The sequence below is a fragment of the Priestia sp. AB genome (genome assembly GCF_028369225.1).
GTDB lineage: Bacteria > Bacillota > Bacilli > Bacillales > Bacillaceae_H > Priestia > Priestia megaterium.
The window spans coordinates 46,204-65,136 of sequence record NZ_JAQMYN010000008.1; the positions used below are offsets into that span (position 1 = coordinate 46,204).

Here is an 18,933-nt window from a genome sequence, read left to right on the forward strand (position 1 = left end):
ATGAAACTTACTAGAAAAAGTCGCTGAGACTACTCTCTGCGACTTTTTAATAACCATTTTCTTCAATTGTTAATGCTTCACGCAAAGCGATATCTTTTCGGATATTATGAGCGATTTCACGCGTGATTTCTCCTTTTTCATAAAGTTCTTGCACCGTTTCCCGCTCGGTATGAAACGCTTTATAACATAAATCTCTCGTTGTTTTTTTACGTTTGCTTGAATTATACTCCGTACTCTCTTTTCTAAGTCTTGCCATGGATCTATGGTATTCGCTAATAATAGCAAGTGAAATCATTCGATTTTCTTCGTTCATATTTTCTTTAATGACCTTTATCGCTTCTTCAATCATTTGAATACGTACTTTGTTCACTTTGCGTCTTCTTCGCAAGCTTTGTTTTCTTAACGCCTGCTTATTCGGTGAAAAAATCCGGACTAGTAATAATAAAACTTTTTTAAACCTCATCCAGCTCACCAATAATTTGTACCTTACACGATTGGTTACAGCCATTTCAAGCTTGTGCGTATGTTCCAAACAAATATACGCTGTCTCACGGTCTATTTTTTCCTCTTTTAATAGCTTTTCCACCAATTTCCCCTTGGCCTGAAGAGCCAGCAATCGAATTTCTTCTTCATACTGTTTGTTTTCAGAGGCTTCTAAAGGATGAGTTTTAACGATGATATTATTAATCGTTGTATTATACGTTGAAATTAACGAAAGGGCTGCTCCACGATTTTCCTCGGTCATTTCTCTTTTTAACCGCTGAATAGCAGCTTTGTGCACTTTAATGCGTGCTTTAACCTCTTTTGTATTGCGCTCAGGCTTCTTCGGCGCCTTTTCTGTTTTCGCAATGAGAGGTAAAAGAATACTTGCCGCAACTAGGGTTAACAATATAACGCCTGCTGCTAGAAAAATAATCAGAGAGCGTTCCGGAAAATCACTGCCGTTATCAAGCGTATATGGAATCGAAAACGCTCCGGCTAACGTAACCGCTCCTCGTACACCTGAAACCGTAATAATGCCAATAGATCGAGGCTCAGGTTTTAGATGCTTGTTATTTTTGTAATACCAGCCTACTGACCATGACGCCATCACCCAAATAAATCGTAGTACAAGCAAAAAGACAGTAATAATCAAAATATAAAGAAGCACTTGTCCATTATTAAAGTTTGGATCTTGAATAATTGCTTTCGCCACTTTAGGTATTTGCAGACCAAGCAGCACAAACACCAAGCCATTTAACAAATATAAAATAACCGTCCAAGTACTTTTTGATACTACTTTAAGCTGCTGATTAGGTGATTCCTCTCGGTCGCGCTCAATCGCATGCACAATGCCGCCTGCTACAACTGCCAAGATTCCTGATAAATGAAAATGTTCAGCAATGTAGAAGACAACAAATGGAGTTAGAATTTGTATTAACATATGAATCGTAATATCTTCCATTCCTAAACGTCGAACAAGTACACGCAGTCTGATAATCAAAAAAGCGATAAATGCTCCTACAAACAAACCGCCCAGCGCTACCCAAAGGAACTGAAATGTAGCATCTACTATCGAAAAGACGCCCGTTACGGTAGCAGCTACTGCTACTTGAAACGCTACAAGACCAGAGGCATCATTCATCAGCCCTTCGCCTTCCAGCAAATGCATAATTCGCTTAGGCAGCTTTACTCGGCTCGCCATAGCTCCAACAGCCACTACATCTGTTGGGGACAAAATAGCGGCTAGTGCAAATGCCGCCGGTAACGGAATGGAAGGGATCAGCCAATTGATTAAATATCCCCCTACTGCCACCGTTACAAAAACCAGTCCCAGCGCTAGTAATAAAATAGGTGTACGAAGCTTCCAAAGAGCAGCTCTTGACACGTTTTTCCCATCATTAAATAATAGCGGGGCAATAAATAAAATAAAAAATAAATCAGGCTCTAAATGTACATCTCCACCAAATGGCAAGATAGCAAGCCCTGCTCCCAAAGCTATTTGAACTAATGGAACAGGAATAAATGGTACAAAATGATTAATGATATTAGATAGACCAATCAAAGCCAATAAGACTAATATCGTCAGAAAAAATTCCATGAAAACAATCGACTCCTACTTCTATTTACATCCTTTTAAAGGTATCACGTTATCTCTTTTCATTTATTTTATAGTGTTTAGTTTACGCTTTTTGTGCCAAAAAATGTTGTGGGTTATTAAAAAGTGCTCTTTCTTTTCGGTAAGTTTATTTCTACGGACATTAAGGGAACAGTATACATGATATTCTTTATTTACCATATAAATCAGCTCATCAAACTTTTATAAGGGAGGTGTTCCCTTATCCGTTTCAACGGGGTAAGGAGATAAATTTGGAAACAGTAAATGTCATTTTATTCATCGTATTAATTATATTAACAGCCTTTTTTGTTGCAACGGAGTTTGCCGTCATTAGGGTACGGTCGACTAGAATCGACCAGTTAATTGAAGAAGGAAACCGGAACGCTTTAGCAGCAAAAAAAGTAGTATCAAATTTAGATGGTTATCTTTCAGCCACACAGCTGGGCATTACGGTTACCGCACTGGGTCTAGGCTGGATAGGTGAACCTACGGTAGGTCATTTATTAGAACCGCTTATTGACATGCTTCCTTTTGCTACATCACTTTCGCATGTCGTATCTTTTGTTCTTGCTTTTTCGGTTGTCACATTTTTAAATGTGGTAGCTGGGGAACTTGCGCCCAAAACAGTGGCGATTCAAAAAGCCGAACAAGTGACGCTGTTATTTTCCCGTCCTCTTATTCTTTTTTCTAAGTTACTTTATCCGTTTATTTGGCTTTTAAACCACTCAGCAAGAGGCGTTGTCGGATTATTCGGTCTGAAGCCAGCTTCTGAAAATGAAGTAGCTCATAGTGAAGAAGAACTTAGAATTATTTTATCTGAAAGCTATGAGAGCGGTGAAATTAATCAATCGGAATTTAAGTTCATGAATAATATTTTTGAATTTGATAATCGTACGGCTAAAGAAATCATGGTGCCTCGTACGGAAATTGTTAGCGTATCAGCAGATGAAACGATAGAAGAATTCTTAAAAATGGCTAGAGTAGAGCAATATACTCGCTATCCAGTAGTTGTAGATGGAAACAAAGATCAAGTGGTGGGATTAGTTAATATTAAAGAAATATTAGCGGATTACATAAAAGAAGATGATATTAAACCACGTACCGTGCAAACGTATATGAAACCCATCATTCAAGTCATTGATTCCATCGCCATTTACGACTTATTGCTTAAAATTCAAAAAGACAGAATTCACATGGCCATCTTAATAGACGAGTACGGAGGAACAACAGGGCTTGTAACGGTAGAAGACATTTTAGAAGAAATTGTTGGTGAAATTCGTGATGAATTTGATGATGATGAAATACCGGACGTACACAAAATTAATGAAAATCACTACGTACTCGATGCGAAGGTGTTGATTGAAGAAGTAAATGACTTACTCGGAACAAATATTGAGCAAGAAGACGTTGATACCATTGGCGGCTGGATGCTGACCGAAAAGTTTGATCTTGCTAAAGGTGACAGCATCACAAACGAAAGTTTTTCATTTAAAGTCATTGATATTGAACATCACCATATTAAACGAATCGAAATAACAAAGGAAAAAAGTACGGATAACAGCTGATTATCCGTACTTTTTTTGATGCTCTTTTTTAAATGTCAAGTACTCTTTATTCTCTCGTACCTCCTTCCATTTTTTCATAAAAATAGCCGCCGATTTTGCTTTTTGTTCATCAATTTGCCGTTCATTACGCTCTCCGTCTTTGCTGTATTTCTTTCCGCCTTTGTAGTTCGCGTAGCGCCTGGATCGCGTATATCCCATTTGGAGAAATTTCCGGGCCATGTCCATTCCAACAAAATCGCTTTTTTCTTTGTAGGTTAAAAAAAGCTGATAAATGGCGTCCGCGGATTCCTCAGCAATTTCAGATGTTCGAAAACGCCAATGAGGAAGAATTTCACTTTTATACGGCTCCACAAGGAGAACTCCTTGTTCTCCTTTTCCTACTCTATACTTTTCAGGATGTTTTCTAAAATCGATATGCTCAAAGTCAAGTGAATAATCAAATGCCACGGCTCTCCCCTCCTTTTTGATCTCTACCCCTTACAAATGAATGATAAAACTTTTCTTAAAGAAGTTTTTCACATGCAGATGCGGGTAATAATAGGTGGATAAGTATGACTAACTTTTTTCTCCATGCTAAAAGAAGGCCGAACTTATTAAATCATGATACGGGAGATTTCGTTATGTCAATAAATCTACAGCAAAACCGAATAAAAGCTAATTTTTGGATCACTCCTTCTTTATATGGAATTGTTGCTTTTGTTTTAGCCACTATTAGTACATTTTTAGATCGATATTTAACAGCTCATAAACAATGGTTAAAATTAGTTCCTTCCGTGTTTCTAACGGATAAAGAGCTTGCTCATACTATTTTGAGTTCAGTATCAAATTCCTTATTAACGATGACGACGATTACGTTTTCTTCTGTTTTAGTGGTACTGACTACGTTTGTAGGTCAGTTTTCTCCTAGAACGATTCAAAATTTTAATACAGATGCCAAAACTCAGCGCGTGCTTGGCACTTTTATCGGTGGGTATGTGTACGTGCTTGTACTACTTATTCAAGTTCGAAGCAATCAAGTCAGCAACACTTTCATTGTTCCTTCACTAGCCATTTTGGTAGCTTTCATTTGTCTAGGTATGTTTGTATTTTTAATTCATCATGTTATTAACTGGATTAAAGTCGGCAACCTAATTTCAAACATTGCCAAAAAAACGATGCTAATCATTGAAGAACGACAACTAGAACAGCAAAAATCACCTCAATCAAAAAATGAAGAACAGCTTAATTTTGATAGTGAAAACACGCTGCAAATTAAAAGTAACAAACAAGGATATATTCACTATATTGAATTCAAGCATTTAACTACACTAGCATCTAAATATAACGTTATTGTGAAACTTGAAAAAGCACCCGGTGAGTATGTCGAAGAAGACACACCTCTGCTAAGCGTGATCCATCACGATCAATCATTAGAACACGAAAAATTTCTTCATTGTTTGTTTATTACAAATGATCAAGAATCGATTCAAGATGTGAAGTTAGGGATTCAAAAGCTGAGTGAAATTGCATTAAGAGCTATTTCACCCGCTATTAATGATCCTGAAACAGCCATTAACTGCATTGAACAGCTCACGCAAGTGTTTATTAAACTTGGAAAATGCTATTCTTCTTCTCCTTATTATTACGATGAAGAAGGGTGCATTCGCGTCATGCTAGAAAAACCTTCTTTTATGGATTATTTGTACAAAGCATTCTACCAAATTCGCCATTATGGGAAAGAAGATGTTTCCGTGATGTCTGCTGTCATCAAGGCATTAACCGTAATCGCTGAAACAAATCACTCTGCCATCAAAAACGACGTGTGGGTTTTCTCTTCCTATATCGTAGAAGGGCTGCAAAAAGAAGAGTGGCTTAAAATGGACAAAGAGTTTCTTAATCAGCTGCTCAAAAACTTTGCAAAAGCTTGTGAAAAAAAAGGCGCTTCTATGTTGATAGAATAAAAGTCAAAAAACGCCGCTCATCAACTGAGCGGCGTTTTCTTACGATATAAAGTGCTCTATCTCTTCTCTCTTTTTCACTATTATAAGTTTCTCGTTATATGACGTACGAAGGATATGCAAAATTTCAGGTTTACTTTGCTTTTCGAAATCCGCATTCCACTGAAACATTTTAATGAAAATAGAAAACGTCCGTGCATAATTTGCTTTTTCTATTTTAGCTTTTTGCAGAACATACCTTTTTATAATAAATCATATTCTTTTTAGATAATGGATGTCGAGAAAAATAATAAGGTCAGCTCTATTAAAACTTTCATTCACCCACTATAAGCCTTCTATAATCCATTCTTTTGAAGCTGCAATATGATGTAAACACTTTTTTCTATCCGTTTCACTTCTTCTTTTATCTCCTTCATATGTTCGTTCCCACATAATATTATCAAGTTCGTAGTGAGGAACTTTTAATTCATGGGATAATAAACGGGCAAGAGTTGTTTTTCCACTTCCAACAGATCCAACGATATGTATTTTTTTACATGAAGCGCTTTGAATACCTCATCTCCTCCTACTTCAAACCTGTTTTTTTACACATATTGTATAATTCACGTTCTTTTTCTCTAATGCAAACTAGAACGTTTTATGCTAGTATTTTATGGTACTTGACTGAAAAAAGGAGTGAAATCGCAGTGCCTAAAACCCTTTTTGGAAAACTTACGCTGTTTTGGATTGGACTATTTTTATTGATTACAGGTCTATTTTTTTATTATAAATATACAAACCAAGCGTTTACCGCTGCAGATTTATTCTTTCGCGCCTCTCCTCCTTTAGCTGCTATTGGCTTCCTTTTAAGCGCAGCCGGACTATATGAAGAACGAGGAAAAAACAAGCTAATTCCTCTCGTTGTACTCAGCATTAGTTTTGTCATGCTTTGCCAAGCAGGCTATCATTTTATACATATGCATACTCCCCCGCCGCGTCCCTGACTTTGTCTCATTCTCATTTATAAAAAAGCTCTTCGTTTAGTATATTAAACGAAGAGCTTTACTCTCTATTCAAATAAACGCACAAGCTTTTTTGTGTAGGGATGCCTGTTTTTATCAAATAGCTTTGCACGGTCAAATTGATCGATAACCTCGCCTTGCTGCATAACCATCATGCGACTGCTCATAAATTTCACTGCCGCTAAATCATGCGAAATAAACAAATAAGATAGCTGAAACGTCTCCTGCAAATCTTTTAATAAATTTAAAATTTTTGCCTGTACTGTAACATCAAGACTCGCTGTTGGTTCGTCTAATAGCACCAGAGACGGACCTACGCTAATGGCACGCGCAATCGCTACACGCTGAAGCTGTCCACCGCTGAGTTCATGAGGATAATTCAACGCATATTCTGCGCTAATCCCGACTGTTTCTAACAAATAAAAAGCGAGTTCTTTTTCGTTTCTGCTCACATGAGATAAAAATGAAGGAACGGTTCGCTGCTGCCGTAAAGGCTCGAGCAAAGAATCGATGATTTTTACTTTTGGATTAAAAGAAGCCGCGGGGTTTTGAAATACAACTTGCATGCCTAGACGAGCTTGCTGCAGTTTTTTTCCTTTTAACCGGTGAAGAGGTTTCTCTGCAAACCATACTTCTCCCTGCTGAATCTCTGTTAACCTTAGCACACTTTTTACAAGCGTACTTTTTCCGCTTCCACTTTCTCCAACAATACCTACACATTCTCCTTTATCGATATGCAGGGAAACATTATTTAGCGCTTTAACGTCTTTATACTGTTTCACCAGCTGCGTGACGCGTAATATACTTTTTTCTTTCATATCTCACTCCTATATCAACACTTTTTTCTGCGTATCTAACAATCGATCAGGCGTTTTCTGTAAAGAAGGAATGGCGTTAAACAGTTTTTTTGTATAAAAGTGATGCGGAGCGTGAAACAGAGATTCGATACTGTTTTCTTCCACGCTCTCTCCTGCTAACATAATGGCTGCTCGGTCTGCATATTTCCGCACATGACGCAAATCATGGGTAATAAACAAAATGGCACAGCCTGTTGCTTCTTTCAGCTTATGCAGTAGCTGAAGAACTTCAGCTGCTGACACACTATCTAAAGCCGTGGTTGGTTCATCTGCAATAATCAAGGCAGGCTTCATCACCAGTGCTAAAGCAATCGCTGCTCGCTGAAGCTGTCCTCCGCTCAGCTGAGAAGCATAGCTTTTATACACGCGTTCATTAGGTAAATTCACAGCTTTTAGAGCCTGAAAAATGGCAGCAGTCCTGTCTTTTTTAGCAAGCTTACTATGTGTACGAATCGTTTCATCAAACTGCTTTCCAATTGTTAAAAAAGGAGTAAAGGCGCTTCGATAATCTTGAAAGATATACGAAATATCTTTTCCGAGGATAGGCGCCTCTCCTTTCTGCTTAAAGATAATAGATCCTCCTTTAAGCGTTACACCTGAAGGCAGCAGTCCTCCTATCGAAGCAGCAGTGATACTTTTACCGCTTCCGCTTTCTCCAACGAGCGCCATCCACTGTCCTTGCTCGATTGTAAAAGAAACGTCTTTTACAATTTGTTTTGTTTTATTATGAATGGCTAGATGCTTTATTTCTAAAACGATGACGATCACCTCTTTTACTGATTAACTTGATATTTCCCTCGAATATATTCACCTAAAGCTGTAAACGCCAGCACAAATAAAATAATGGCCACGCCTGGTATCAACATTAACTGCGGAGCATTGTAAAAGTAGGCCCTGCCTTCATTTAACATCGTTCCCCATTCCGGAGTAGGCGGCTGAGTCCCTAGGCCAATATAGGATAATGAAGCCATCATTAAAATAATTTTCCCTATATCCAGCGTAGCAAGAACAAGAATATGTCCTCCCACATGAGGAAGAAAGTGGCGCAGGATTAGAGGCAGTGTTCCCACTCCGTTTAATTTAGCGACCAGCACATATTCTTTTGACTTTTCTTGAAGCACAATACTGCGCACTACCCTTGCATAACCAACCCACTTTACAATAACCATCGCAGCAATTAAGTTAAATAATCCAGGCCCTAACAGTCCGCTTAAGACGATAGCTGCAATATAGTCAGGAAAAGCTAAAAAAGCGTCTACAATTCTCATTAAAAAGCGGTCTATTGTCCCTCCAATATACGCTGAAACTAAGCCAACAGGTACTCCAATCAAAAGAGAAAGAGCTAAGACAAGAAAACTAGTCCCAATTGTGGTCTGAGCTCCAGCTACGATTCGTGAAAAGAGATCTCTGCCTAAGTGATCAGTTCCTAACCAGTGATCACCGGTGGATTTTTGAAGCCGGTCTTGCATATTAACTTGTGTGGGATCCATCGGTGTTAGCTGACTTCCAAACAGACAAAATAAAATAAGCGCAATACCACACACGCTTATCACTACAAAAGGAAGCTGCGGCTTTTTCACGTTTTATCCCCTCCCTTTACATAGAGCTGGGGATTTACATATTTGTAGCTCAAATCCACAAATGAATTAATTAAAACAACAAACAGGCCCATCCACAAAATATACCCTTGAATCACAGGATAATCACGATTCATAATCGCATCAATGACTAATTTTCCAATGCCAGGATAAGCAAAAAGCACTTCAATGATGACCGTTCCTCCAAGCAAACTGCCTAAGCTCGTCCCTAAAATGGTAAGGATGGGCGTTAAGCTATACCGGAACGCGTGGAAAATAAAAATGCGGCTTTCACTGATTCCTCTTGCTCGAGCGGATCGTACAAAATCTTGTTTCAGTCCTTCTAGCAGACTAGCTCTAATCATTCGCATATACACAGCGGACATGGCAAAACCGAGCGTTAAAGAAGGCAGTACAAGATGAGCTGCTGTGCCTGTCCCCATCGAAGGAAGCCATTGAAGACGTACAGAGAACAGCTGTATAAACAAAAGGCCGAGCCAAAAGCTTGGAATAGACGCTCCAATTAAGGAAATACTTCTGCTGAGATAATCAATCCATTTATTCGAGTATAGTGCTGACAGCGTGCCGAGTGGCACAGCTATTAACAGCATCACAACCAAAGATGCAGCCGTCAAGCGCAGCGTAGCCGGAAACTTCTCGGCTAATTCATCGATGACAGGCTCTTTTGTTATATACGAAGACCCTAAATCAAACTGAAAAAAGCGCTTCAGCCACTTTACATATTGAATATATACAGGTTCATTAAACCCTAGCTCTATTCGCAAACTATTTATTTGTTCCTCAGAAACTGCCACGTCATCTACGCGGAGCATTTGCTTAACTGGGTCTCCTGGAGCCAGCTTCATCAAAACAAAGCTGAGAAACGATAGGATAACTAAAAAAATGAGTAATTCTATTATTCTTTTACCAATTAATTTCATATCTATTTCACATCTAAATCCTTTGTTATCACATAGTATTCACTTTTAGTTGTGACCCAATTTTTCACATTGTCTCTATAGGCCACAAAATTATTCGGATGAACAATCGAAGAGTGGAGCGTTTCTTTTTCTACTATTTCTCCGGCTTGTCTTGCTAACTCATTGCGCTGTTTTTGATCAACTGTTTTATTGAGTTTATTGATAATGGAAGTTAATGCTGGTTCATGAAAATGACCTACATTAAATGCTCCTCCCTCCATGTAAAGAGCATTAAAGAAATATCCTGCATCTCCTCGCGGCGCGGTTACTAGACTATATGTAACGATTCCCCAATCATTTTTTGTTGTCATATACTCGTCCATATTTTCCACTTGTTGAATGTCTATTTTTACACCAATCTTTTTTGCTTCTGACTGAAGCATTTGTGACATTAAAGGCAGTTCTGGACGATAAGGGTATGTAACAAGCTTAAAGGAAAGCTGTTTTCCATTTTTTATTGCTTTTCCATCCTTGAGTATATAACCGGCTTTTCCTAAATATGTTTGAGCTTCACTTGGTCCATAGATTTTCGTTTTTTGATCGTTCGAAAAATCTAAACTCTTTAAAAATGGACCATTTGCCGGGGATCCTTGACCTGCAAGCGCTGTATCGACAACATCTTTTGGATTTAATAATACATCAAACGCTTTTCTCACATTTTTATCTTTAAACGCTTCTTGCCTTGAATTATAGAAAAGCATTTGATTTCTCAGGCTCGGCTGTACATCTACTACAATAGAAGAATCTTTTTTTAACGTGTTTAAGCTTTCAATAGCCGGACGGTACACAATATCGGCTTCACCTGATTGCAAAGCGGACGTTCGTGCATTTTCATCATCATTAAATGTTAACACAACTTCATCCAATTTTGGTTCCCCGCCCCAGTATTCTTTGTATTTTTTTACTTTCATTTCATTATCTGGTTTAAACGAAGCTACTTTAAATGGCCCTGTTCCCACGGGTTTACTTTTTGTATCTGGAGCATCTACATCAATAATTGCTGTGTTTGGATGAACAAGTTCAGAAGGCAGCGTGGCAAGCGGCTCTGTTGTTGTAATGGTTAAGATTTGGCCACTGGCTTTCATTTCTTTAATTTTAAGTGCACTTTTCATTGCTTCGCTTTCTTTTATCATTCTTTCTAACGAACGTTTCACGGCTTCAGCATTTAGATCCTTGCCATTTTGAAACGTAATCCCGTCTCTAATCTCAAATACCCAGGTCGTCCCATCATCTTCTGTTTTCCACTTTTTTGAAAGCCACGGTTCAATCTGTAATTGCTCATTAACTTTTACTAACGTTTCGGCAATACCGGCTCGTACAGTTGTATAATTTAACTGTGGATCGAGCGTGTCACTTCGAAAATTCGATACAAAAGTAAGTGATTTCTTTTTACTCTTTTCTTCGGTACTCGCAAAGTTACTCGAACATGCCGCTAGCAGACCTATCGCAGCAAGCGTTAAGCATAGCAAACTTATCCTTTTTCTCATATAAACCCCTCCTTTATTCAAAACTATCTTTCTTTTATGTACGGTCTCTAACTATAACTTCCCCCCTTTAAATCGTAACGATTATTATTATCATAAAAAGTTTAATTTGTTTACCTTACTTTGTCAACAAAGGTTTTTAAAGGATATAGGCGCTCTAGCAGTTGTTTTCACCCTTTATGATGATTAAAATTTATTGATAGCGCATACAAATGAGCATAAAAAAAACAAAGCCTTCTCGAGGCTTTGTTTATGCAGCGTGTTTTTTTCTTTTATATTTCCACATCATATATCGATAACGAATCGTGCAGCCTATACAATATCCCATTAGCGCTACACCAGCAGCAAGAATCACCATTATACTAAATACATAGCCGACAAGCGTATAGCCCATTAAAAATGAAATGAAAGCAACCCCCATACATATCGTTGCAATCCATTGGTTAAAAAGCTGCTGATCCCGGTCTTCCATTTGATAAGAAGAAGCAGGCTTTTTGAGAAGCTTTTTCCCCGACATAATTACGGGATTACGCTTTGTTGCAAGTGTGACTACTCCAACGAGAAAAGGCAAAAGTAAAAGCCACTTTGCCGCAAGTAAAGCGATCAAAACCGTTATAACGATAAAGAGTTGATTAAGCTGAACTAATGGTTTGGGAATGCTCATGGAACTCCTCCTTCTTAAAACCTATTATACAAATTGGTTTACTGATTTAAAAGAAAAAGCACTCCAAATGAGCGATAAGACTCATACAAAAAAGTTACATAATTTCACTAACGTACTTTAAGATCAGTATCGTAAATAAAATCAAGACAACGTATCGTAAAGAACGAATTCGACGTTGAAGAAGACGTTTTACATGCCTTTTATTACGCATATGGGTTCTCCCTTTCGTATATTGAATTGTCTCTAGGCACACTTATATCATACTTTTTCAGAGAACACCAACGTCAGAAAAAATTGCCAAGAACCACAGCTTTATGCGCTTAAAAAGCCTTTTCCAATTACATCTCGTACATCGTGTACAATCACAAATGCTTCATCATCAATTTTTTTAATCAGCTTTTTAAGTTTAATAAGCTCTTGTTTATTAATGACTACATACAAGATTTCTTTTGATTCTTTTGTATAGTTCCCTCGACCGTTTAGAATCGTTACTCCGCGATCAAGCTGTTCATTAATTTGATCCGCTACTTCATTTTTGTTGCTTGAAATAACGGTAACGGCCTTTTTGGCATCAAATCCTTCAATAACAAAGTCAATTACTTTTGTTGTAATATAAAGCATGACGATCGTAAATAGTAGCTTTTCGATTCCAATAATAAAATAAGAAGCCAATACCACTAGTAAATCAACTATTAAAAGTGCATGACTGACTTTCCAGTTTAAAAACTTATTTAGAATTCGAGCAATAATGGCTGAACCTGCTGTTGTTCCACCAACTCGTAAAATCATCCCGATTCCAACGCCTAGCAGTACACCGGCAAAAACCATGCCAATGAGCTCTTCATGAAGATGAAGACCCCAACCTTCAGTTACGTGAAGAAAAATAGATGTAGCGATAATCGTAATCATCGTATAGACGATGGTTTTTTTCTCTAAAAATTTATACCCTACGATAAGCAAGATACCGTTTAAAATAAAGTTAGTGATGCCCGTTGAAAGATGCGTTGTATAATATAAAATAATTGATATACCCGTAACGCCGCCCTCACCTAGTCCTATTGGAATGACGAACATGTTAACTGCAAGTGAAAATACAAACGAACCTATTAATAAAAAGATGACATCTTTTACTGTTTTACTCATCGATTAAACCTCCTCGGCATAAAAATTCACATAAAAAAGCCCCTTCTCCAAAAGAGAAGAGACGCTTATGTTTAGTTTTTATATTACGTATTCTTAAATTGCCATGTATGACTATAATATGTTCACATACGTTTGTCAAACGGAAAGTTTATGCATTATGTGTAACCAAGGCTATGAGTCATTTATCTTTTATGTATACTAGGAATGTTTTAATTTATTTAAACAAAGACGGATGCAGGAATTAGTTGACTCAATTAATTCTTTATCGCCTTTTTTCAATCGAATTTCTAACGCACGTTGAAAATAGTGATGTGCTCTGGAAATAACCCGCTGATCAAGTAAACATTTTCCATAATGCTGATAGACAAAGTCTTCATATATGTGAAGGCCTTGATCTGCTTTTAATTGTTCAATGAGTAGCTGAAACGTTTCATTCGCTTTATCCCACTGTTCTTGCCAGTGATATGTATGTCCAAGTCGGATCGTATTCAAAAATTCACCTATTGTATCAGCATGCCGGTCATATAGATAAATGGCCAGCAGCAAATGTCTTTCACTGCTCGTTAATTCTCCAAGTATGCGCTCATATACACCAATATGTCCATATGTTTTAGCAGCGGCACACTCATCCTCTTCTTCAAGAGCTCGTTTTTTTAAATAGATAATTCCCTGCTTCATTTGGTGTGGGTTAACCGGAACTTCTCGAAGCTGTTCATTAAATCGATAACTCATATTAAACGGAAGATCTCTGATGTTCATGCACGCTCCTTTCATGTGGCACATCAGCAAACATACTTTCATGACCGCTTGCTTATGGTCCATTGGATGTAGGATTCTTTCCATTTTGATACGTTTACGCGATTTACAGGAAAGCTCAGCAAAAGTGCTGAGCTGTTGGTTCTTATTATTTTACTTATATATCCATTTTATCACAAAACATACTACCGTAAAGATGCTCAGGCAGTCTTCATATAAAAAAATGGTTTTTTATCAATAAAAATGGTTTTATGCTCTTGAAAGCCTATACGCTGATACAATTTCTTAGCTTCTACGTTATTATATTCAACGTTTAACGATAAAAACATCTTACGCTTTTTGGCTTCTTGCTTGGCTACATTTAAAAGAGCCGTTCCTATCCCTTTTCCACGATAAGCTTCATCTACACATAGAGAGTCAATATAATAATCTCCATGTTCAGTTTCTATATCAATTTCCCACGCTGGATTATTAAGTTTAGCACGTACAAAACGCTTAACTGGTTCATAAAGCGTTTGTAACATACTTCCTTCGTAGCAAAGCATAAGTCCAACTACCTTCTCCTCGACTTCTGCGACTGTAATATGATGATAGCTATAGCGATTCTTCTCAGACAGAATAAACGCTTTAAGTCTTAAAAGCGCTTCTTCATTCGTTGTAGCCGCCGTATGAGAGCGTGCAATACTGCCAAGCATGTCATAAAGTAATTCCGTTACAGCAGAAGCATCTTCTTTTCTTGCTTTCCTTATTTTCACGATTTTCAAACTCCCTTTATTCTCTTCGCTTGCGTTATTTGTAGCAAACCTTCTTACCTATCTACTTTAACACGAAAAAGAAAAGAAAGAAAAAATTAACTCCTAATCTTCCTTTTATTGTATAATTAATGTATATTTTCAAATGAATGGATGATGACTATGAAAAAACACCGTCAGCAGAAAGATACTACGGTAAGTGGATGGGAAGTTTTAGCAGAAATTCTTTTACAAGTGCCTCAGCTGCTCATATGGCCCCTGCGTCTTCTTATACGGATTGGTCGCTCTTTGTTGGATGGTATTTAGCCACTCCTATACAAATACTTACTTAACTCAAAAAAAAAGAAATTCAGCAGTTACTGAATTTCTTTATTAGTTTTTTGCTTTTTTGTATCCTGCTTCTTGCGCATCTTTTTCGGTACAAAACCAAATGACGTTGTTCATGGTTTGATTGTAGTGCGCCCCAGTTGGCACGTGATAAATTTTAGAGTTCTGATTTCCTTTTATTTTACCTTCACAGCTTTTGGCAGACTGAGTATCCTTTTGTTTAGAAGAGGACTGATTTTTTACAGCATCCGTATTATACCCTTTTTCCTGGGCATAGTTTTCAATGCTCCAGATTCCTTTTTCGCTTTTTCGAGCCTGCTCCTGGATTTTCTTAAATTCATCTACGTACTTTGTGTTAGGAGGAAATACTGCTACGCGGGCTAGCCCTTTTGCTAGCAGCTCTTCATTATACAGCTCATTGTCTATCCATACATACGCAAGTAACCGGCCATATTGATCACGCTCTTGCACATCAAATTCAAGGGTGATTTCCTGTCCTTCTAGCCTTTTTTTTGTGTAAGCAGATGCTTCTGGACCAAAGGGCTGTACGCCTAGTTTGGGATGCTTTGTTTCTGGGGTATCAACAAGAAGTAATCGCACGCGATCTCTCTTTCCGTTCAGCATTTTCACTTTAAGCGTATCACCGTCCACTACTCTTTCTACCGTAGCCGCCTCACCTACTACATCTTCACGATTTGCTTTAGAAGGACTATGATCTTCTTCTTGATCTGATGAACCTTCTACTTGAACTGCTTGTTTTGTATCGGTAGAAGATGTGCTTGAATGACTTGCCTGCTCATCGCTGCATCCAGTAAGAAGCAGCATAAACATCGCAAGCATCGTGCAAATAATTGCTTTTATTTCTTTCAAAACCCGGGTCCTCCTTTAACACGTTCCCTATCTACTATATAAAAGTAAAATGATTTTATAAATAGTGTAAATCACCTAAAAACAAAAACTCGTGAAAATACCTTTCACGAGTTTTTTCGTGCAACTGTTATAAAGATTGGTTACCTGTTTTAAAGTTATCCTTTTAAATAGCATCTATTTTATTTTTATCTCACGAACACATTTTTCGTTTTAATGTATCCAGATTTTTAATCATGAGGATATTTTACACTACAAATACATTTATCGTCTACCGCCTTATAAGAATAAGGAATAGCCGCACAAATAGAATAAATGTGAATATTTCAATATAATAACTGGCTAACATGATTGCTATTTTTTTGTAACATAAATAAGAGCCCTCATTAACAATAGCTAATAGGGCTCTTCAAACCTTTGTTTTTACGATCGAATTTTTTGTTTGCGCATCCACTGGGTAGCGACCCACTTCTCTCCTTTTATAACAGGAGCTCCCCCGTGGAGAGTACGGTCATTAAGTTCAGCGTCACTATAAAAATATTCAAAGTACACGGCCATTCCTTTTGTCGGAGATACGGAAAGACCCAGCTTAGGAAAATAAGTTTCTCCTCCTTCTTCGACATCGTTTAAGTACATAACCAATGTACTAATACGGTTGTTTTTAGATGCTTTACTTGCAGAAGTGAAATAATCGTGATGTGCTTTGTATTCTTGGTCAGGCAAGTATTTTAAAACTTGAAGACCTTCAGCATATTCAATAGATGGTCCCATGATTTTAGAAAGTCGTCTTTCGATTTGATGTACAAGCTCGTTTTCGCTTTCTTCAAAAAACATGCCGCTGCTCGTTCGAATACTGTTTACTTCACGTGCAGCACCAATTTTTGATCGCTGCATTTTACCTTTGGATAGCTGTATAAGTTCGTCACATTCTTCGTTACTTAGGACATTTCCTAAAACTAGAACAAGAGGCTCTTCAAATCGAGCAACAATATCAATCTCTCTGTCTTCTAATTTAATTTTATTCCCTGTATGGTTAAAAATCGTTTGTTCTTTCGTTAGTAAAGATGTATTAGTTAGAATCATCTTTTATCGGCTCCTCGAAATAGCTATTTTCCAATTCTTCACTTCATTATATGTAAACGCTTACTAATAAGAATTATATCATGAATACGAAGTAAATTCTGCTAGTAAAGGAAATAAATAAAAAGAAGCTCGTTATATAACGAACCTCCCTCATTTTTTCTTATAGATTTCACATGTCGTTTAAATGCTTTAACTATCTAAAAAACTCTTTTAATATAGAGTATACGTATCAAAGGCTGCCTAAAATCATCGGTACACAAGTTCTTTTTTACTTAAATCAAGCGTTTGTGCTGTAGAAGCATGAATTTCGTTAAAAAGCGCTGGATTTTCTACCAGTGACAAGCCGTAAGAAGGAATCATTTCTTTTATTTTTGATTCCCATTTCTTCATATGCTGCGGGAAACACTTTTCCAGCACTTCAAGCATGACATGAACGGCAGTCGAAGCACCTGGCGAAGCCCCGAGTAATGCAGCAACGGAACCATCAGCTGAACTCACAACTTCGGTACCGAATTGAAGAGTTCCTTTACCTCCGGCTTCCGTATCTTTGATTACTTGTACACGCTGACCCGCTACGACGATATCCCAGTCTTCGCTTTTTGCGTTTGGAATAAACTCGCGAAGTTCTTCCATACGCTTTTCATCGGACAACAGCACCTGCTGAATCAAGTATTTCGTTAAGCCCATCTCTTTGACGCCTGCTGCTAACATCGTTAAGATATTATTCGGTTTTACAGAATTGATTAAATCCAAATTTGAACCCGCTTTTAAGAACTTTGGTGAAAAGCCGGCAAAAGGTCCAAACAGCAGTGTTTTTTGGCGGTCGATATAGCGTGTATCAAGGTGCGGAACCGACATCGGCGGAGCGCCAACCTTTGCTTTTCCGTACACTTTCCCGTGATGCTGCGCTACAACTTCGGGATTATTGCATACCATAAATAATCCGCTTACCGGAAACCCTCCAATATGTTTGGACTCAGGAATACCCGTTTTTTGGAGTAAAGACAGACTTCCGCCTCCTCCTCCGATAAAAACAAAGTTCGCCGTGTGATATTCCTGTTTGCCGGTATGAATATCATGTACTTTTACTTCCCACGAGCCGTCTGAGGTACGTGTCAGATTTTCAACGCTGTGGTTATAGTTTATTTCTACCCTTTTACTTTTTAAATGTGTAAACAACATACGAGTTAAAGCTCCAAAGTTCACGTCTGTCCCTGAGCCGATTTTGGTTGCCGCAATTGCTTCAGTCGATGCACGGCCTTTCATAACAAGCGGCATCCATTCTTTTAGCTTTTCAGGACGATCTGAATATTCCATCCCTTGAAACAATGGATTATTTGATAGCGCTTCAAAACGTTTTTTCAAAAAGGATACGTTCTTTTCTCCTTGTACGAAACTCATATGAGGGATTGGCATAATAAACTCTTGCGGATGATGAATTAAATTACTGCTTACAAGATACGACCAAAACTGTCTTGAAAGCTGAAACTGTTCATTAATCCGCACTGCTTTCGTAATATCTATAGATCCGTCAGCTTGTTCAGATGTATAGTTCAACTCGCACAGTGCAGCATGGCCAGTCCCTGCGTTATTCCATTCATTCGAGCTTTCTTCTCCTGCATCTGCGAGTTTCTCAAATACTTTGATTTCCCATTCCGGCGCTAACTCTTTTAGTAAAGATCCCAACGTTGCGCTCATCACTCCGGCCCCAATTAAGATAACGTCTGTTTTTTTATATACATTGCTCATCACAATCTTCCTTATCTTTTATATTTTAAAAAAGCACCTTTTAGCAACATGCCTGTTCTACCTGACTCTCTACAGATTAAGTATGTCTGACAA

The 18,933-nt window shown here is 37.9% G+C and carries 18 protein-coding genes; 4 read left to right on the forward strand and 14 right to left on the reverse strand.

The window, feature by feature from the left end; all coding sequences use genetic code 11:
• Positions 1-46: 46 nt before the first annotated feature.
• Positions 47-2,080, reverse strand: a complete 2,034-nt coding sequence (locus POF52_RS22065) for a Na+/H+ antiporter (RefSeq protein WP_271994918.1) — start codon at positions 2,078-2,080, stop codon at positions 47-49.
• Between the two features lie 269 nt (positions 2,081-2,349).
• Here POF52_RS22065 and POF52_RS22070 point away from each other — a divergent pair, with 269 nt between their 5' ends.
• Positions 2,350-3,663, forward strand: a complete 1,314-nt coding sequence (locus tag POF52_RS22070; RefSeq protein ID WP_271994920.1) for a hemolysin family protein — start codon at positions 2,350-2,352, stop codon at positions 3,661-3,663.
• Here the strand turns inward: POF52_RS22070 and POF52_RS22075 are convergent, their stop codons facing one another.
• Positions 3,664-4,110 (reverse strand): DUF4385 domain-containing protein, encoded by a 447-nt coding sequence (locus POF52_RS22075; protein WP_271994922.1) that lies wholly within the window; start codon positions 4,108-4,110, stop codon positions 3,664-3,666.
• 104 nt (positions 4,111-4,214) lie between these two features.
• On the opposite strand from POF52_RS22075, the gene POF52_RS22080 reads away from it, so the two are divergent.
• Together POF52_RS22080 and POF52_RS22085 are read left to right on the forward strand one after the other, a co-directional pair.
• Positions 4,215-5,603 (forward strand): DUF2254 domain-containing protein, encoded by a 1,389-nt coding sequence (locus tag POF52_RS22080; RefSeq protein WP_271994925.1) that lies wholly within the window; start codon positions 4,215-4,217, stop codon positions 5,601-5,603.
• 683 nt (positions 5,604-6,286) lie between these two features.
• On the forward strand, positions 6,287-6,583 hold the full coding sequence (locus POF52_RS22085) for a hypothetical protein (RefSeq protein ID WP_013083651.1): 297 nt from the start codon (positions 6,287-6,289) through the stop codon (positions 6,581-6,583).
• 65 nt (positions 6,584-6,648) lie between these two features.
• On the opposite strand, the gene POF52_RS22090 is transcribed toward POF52_RS22085, so the two are convergent.
• The 9 genes from POF52_RS22090 to POF52_RS22130 form a co-directional block, all read right to left on the reverse strand.
• The gene (locus tag POF52_RS22090) at positions 6,649-7,419 is read right to left on the reverse strand and encodes an ABC transporter ATP-binding protein (RefSeq protein ID WP_271994927.1); all 771 of its coding nucleotides are present in this window, start codon (positions 7,417-7,419) and stop codon (positions 6,649-6,651) included.
• A gap of 9 nt (positions 7,420-7,428) precedes the next feature.
• Positions 7,429-8,226, reverse strand: a complete 798-nt coding sequence (locus tag POF52_RS22095; RefSeq protein WP_271994930.1) for an ABC transporter ATP-binding protein — start codon at positions 8,224-8,226, stop codon at positions 7,429-7,431.
• A gap of 5 nt (positions 8,227-8,231) precedes the next feature.
• Positions 8,232-9,038: a nickel transporter permease gene (gene nikC, locus POF52_RS22100; RefSeq protein WP_013083654.1), complete on the reverse strand. Its 807-nt coding sequence runs from the start codon at positions 9,036-9,038 to the stop codon at positions 8,232-8,234.
• Complete coding sequence (gene nikB / locus POF52_RS22105; RefSeq protein ID WP_271994934.1) at positions 9,035-9,976, reverse strand: nickel ABC transporter permease; 942 nt, start codon at positions 9,974-9,976, stop codon at positions 9,035-9,037. Before nikB ends, nikC begins: the two co-directional genes overlap by 4 nt.
• Positions 9,977-9,978: 2 nt before the next feature.
• Positions 9,979-11,502, reverse strand: coding sequence for a nickel ABC transporter substrate-binding protein (gene nikA / locus POF52_RS22110; RefSeq protein WP_271994936.1), 1,524 nt, complete (start codon positions 11,500-11,502; stop codon positions 9,979-9,981).
• Between the two features lie 247 nt (positions 11,503-11,749).
• Entirely contained in the window at positions 11,750-12,163 is a 414-nt protein-coding gene (locus POF52_RS22115; protein ID WP_271994938.1) for a DUF4395 domain-containing protein, read from the reverse strand.
• A gap of 312 nt (positions 12,164-12,475) precedes the next feature.
• Complete coding sequence (locus POF52_RS22120; RefSeq protein WP_016764585.1) at positions 12,476-13,306, reverse strand: YitT family protein; 831 nt, start codon at positions 13,304-13,306, stop codon at positions 12,476-12,478.
• 198 nt (positions 13,307-13,504) lie between these two features.
• Positions 13,505-14,065: a hypothetical protein gene (locus POF52_RS22125; RefSeq protein ID WP_271994941.1), complete on the reverse strand. Its 561-nt coding sequence runs from the start codon at positions 14,063-14,065 to the stop codon at positions 13,505-13,507.
• Positions 14,066-14,262: 197 nt separating this feature from the next.
• Positions 14,263-14,817, reverse strand: coding sequence for a GNAT family N-acetyltransferase (locus POF52_RS22130; protein ID WP_043981586.1), 555 nt, complete (start codon positions 14,815-14,817; stop codon positions 14,263-14,265).
• Between the two features lie 159 nt (positions 14,818-14,976).
• Between POF52_RS22130 and POF52_RS22135 the strand changes: the two genes are divergently transcribed.
• A complete protein-coding gene (locus POF52_RS22135; protein ID WP_155276297.1) occupies positions 14,977-15,120 on the forward strand; it encodes a hypothetical protein in 144 nt (47 codons plus the stop codon).
• 66 nt (positions 15,121-15,186) lie between these two features.
• On the opposite strand, the gene POF52_RS22140 is transcribed toward POF52_RS22135, so the two are convergent.
• The 3 genes from POF52_RS22140 to POF52_RS22150 form a co-directional block, all read right to left on the reverse strand.
• The gene (locus POF52_RS22140) at positions 15,187-16,011 is read right to left on the reverse strand and encodes a thermonuclease family protein (protein WP_271994944.1); all 825 of its coding nucleotides are present in this window, start codon (positions 16,009-16,011) and stop codon (positions 15,187-15,189) included.
• 420 nt (positions 16,012-16,431) lie between these two features.
• On the reverse strand, positions 16,432-17,091 hold the full coding sequence (locus POF52_RS22145; RefSeq protein ID WP_074894719.1) for a 2OG-Fe(II) oxygenase: 660 nt from the start codon (positions 17,089-17,091) through the stop codon (positions 16,432-16,434).
• Positions 17,092-17,337: 246 nt separating this feature from the next.
• On the reverse strand, positions 17,338-18,840 hold the full coding sequence (locus POF52_RS22150; protein ID WP_271994948.1) for a malate:quinone oxidoreductase: 1,503 nt from the start codon (positions 18,838-18,840) through the stop codon (positions 17,338-17,340).
• Positions 18,841-18,933 lie beyond the last annotated feature (93 nt).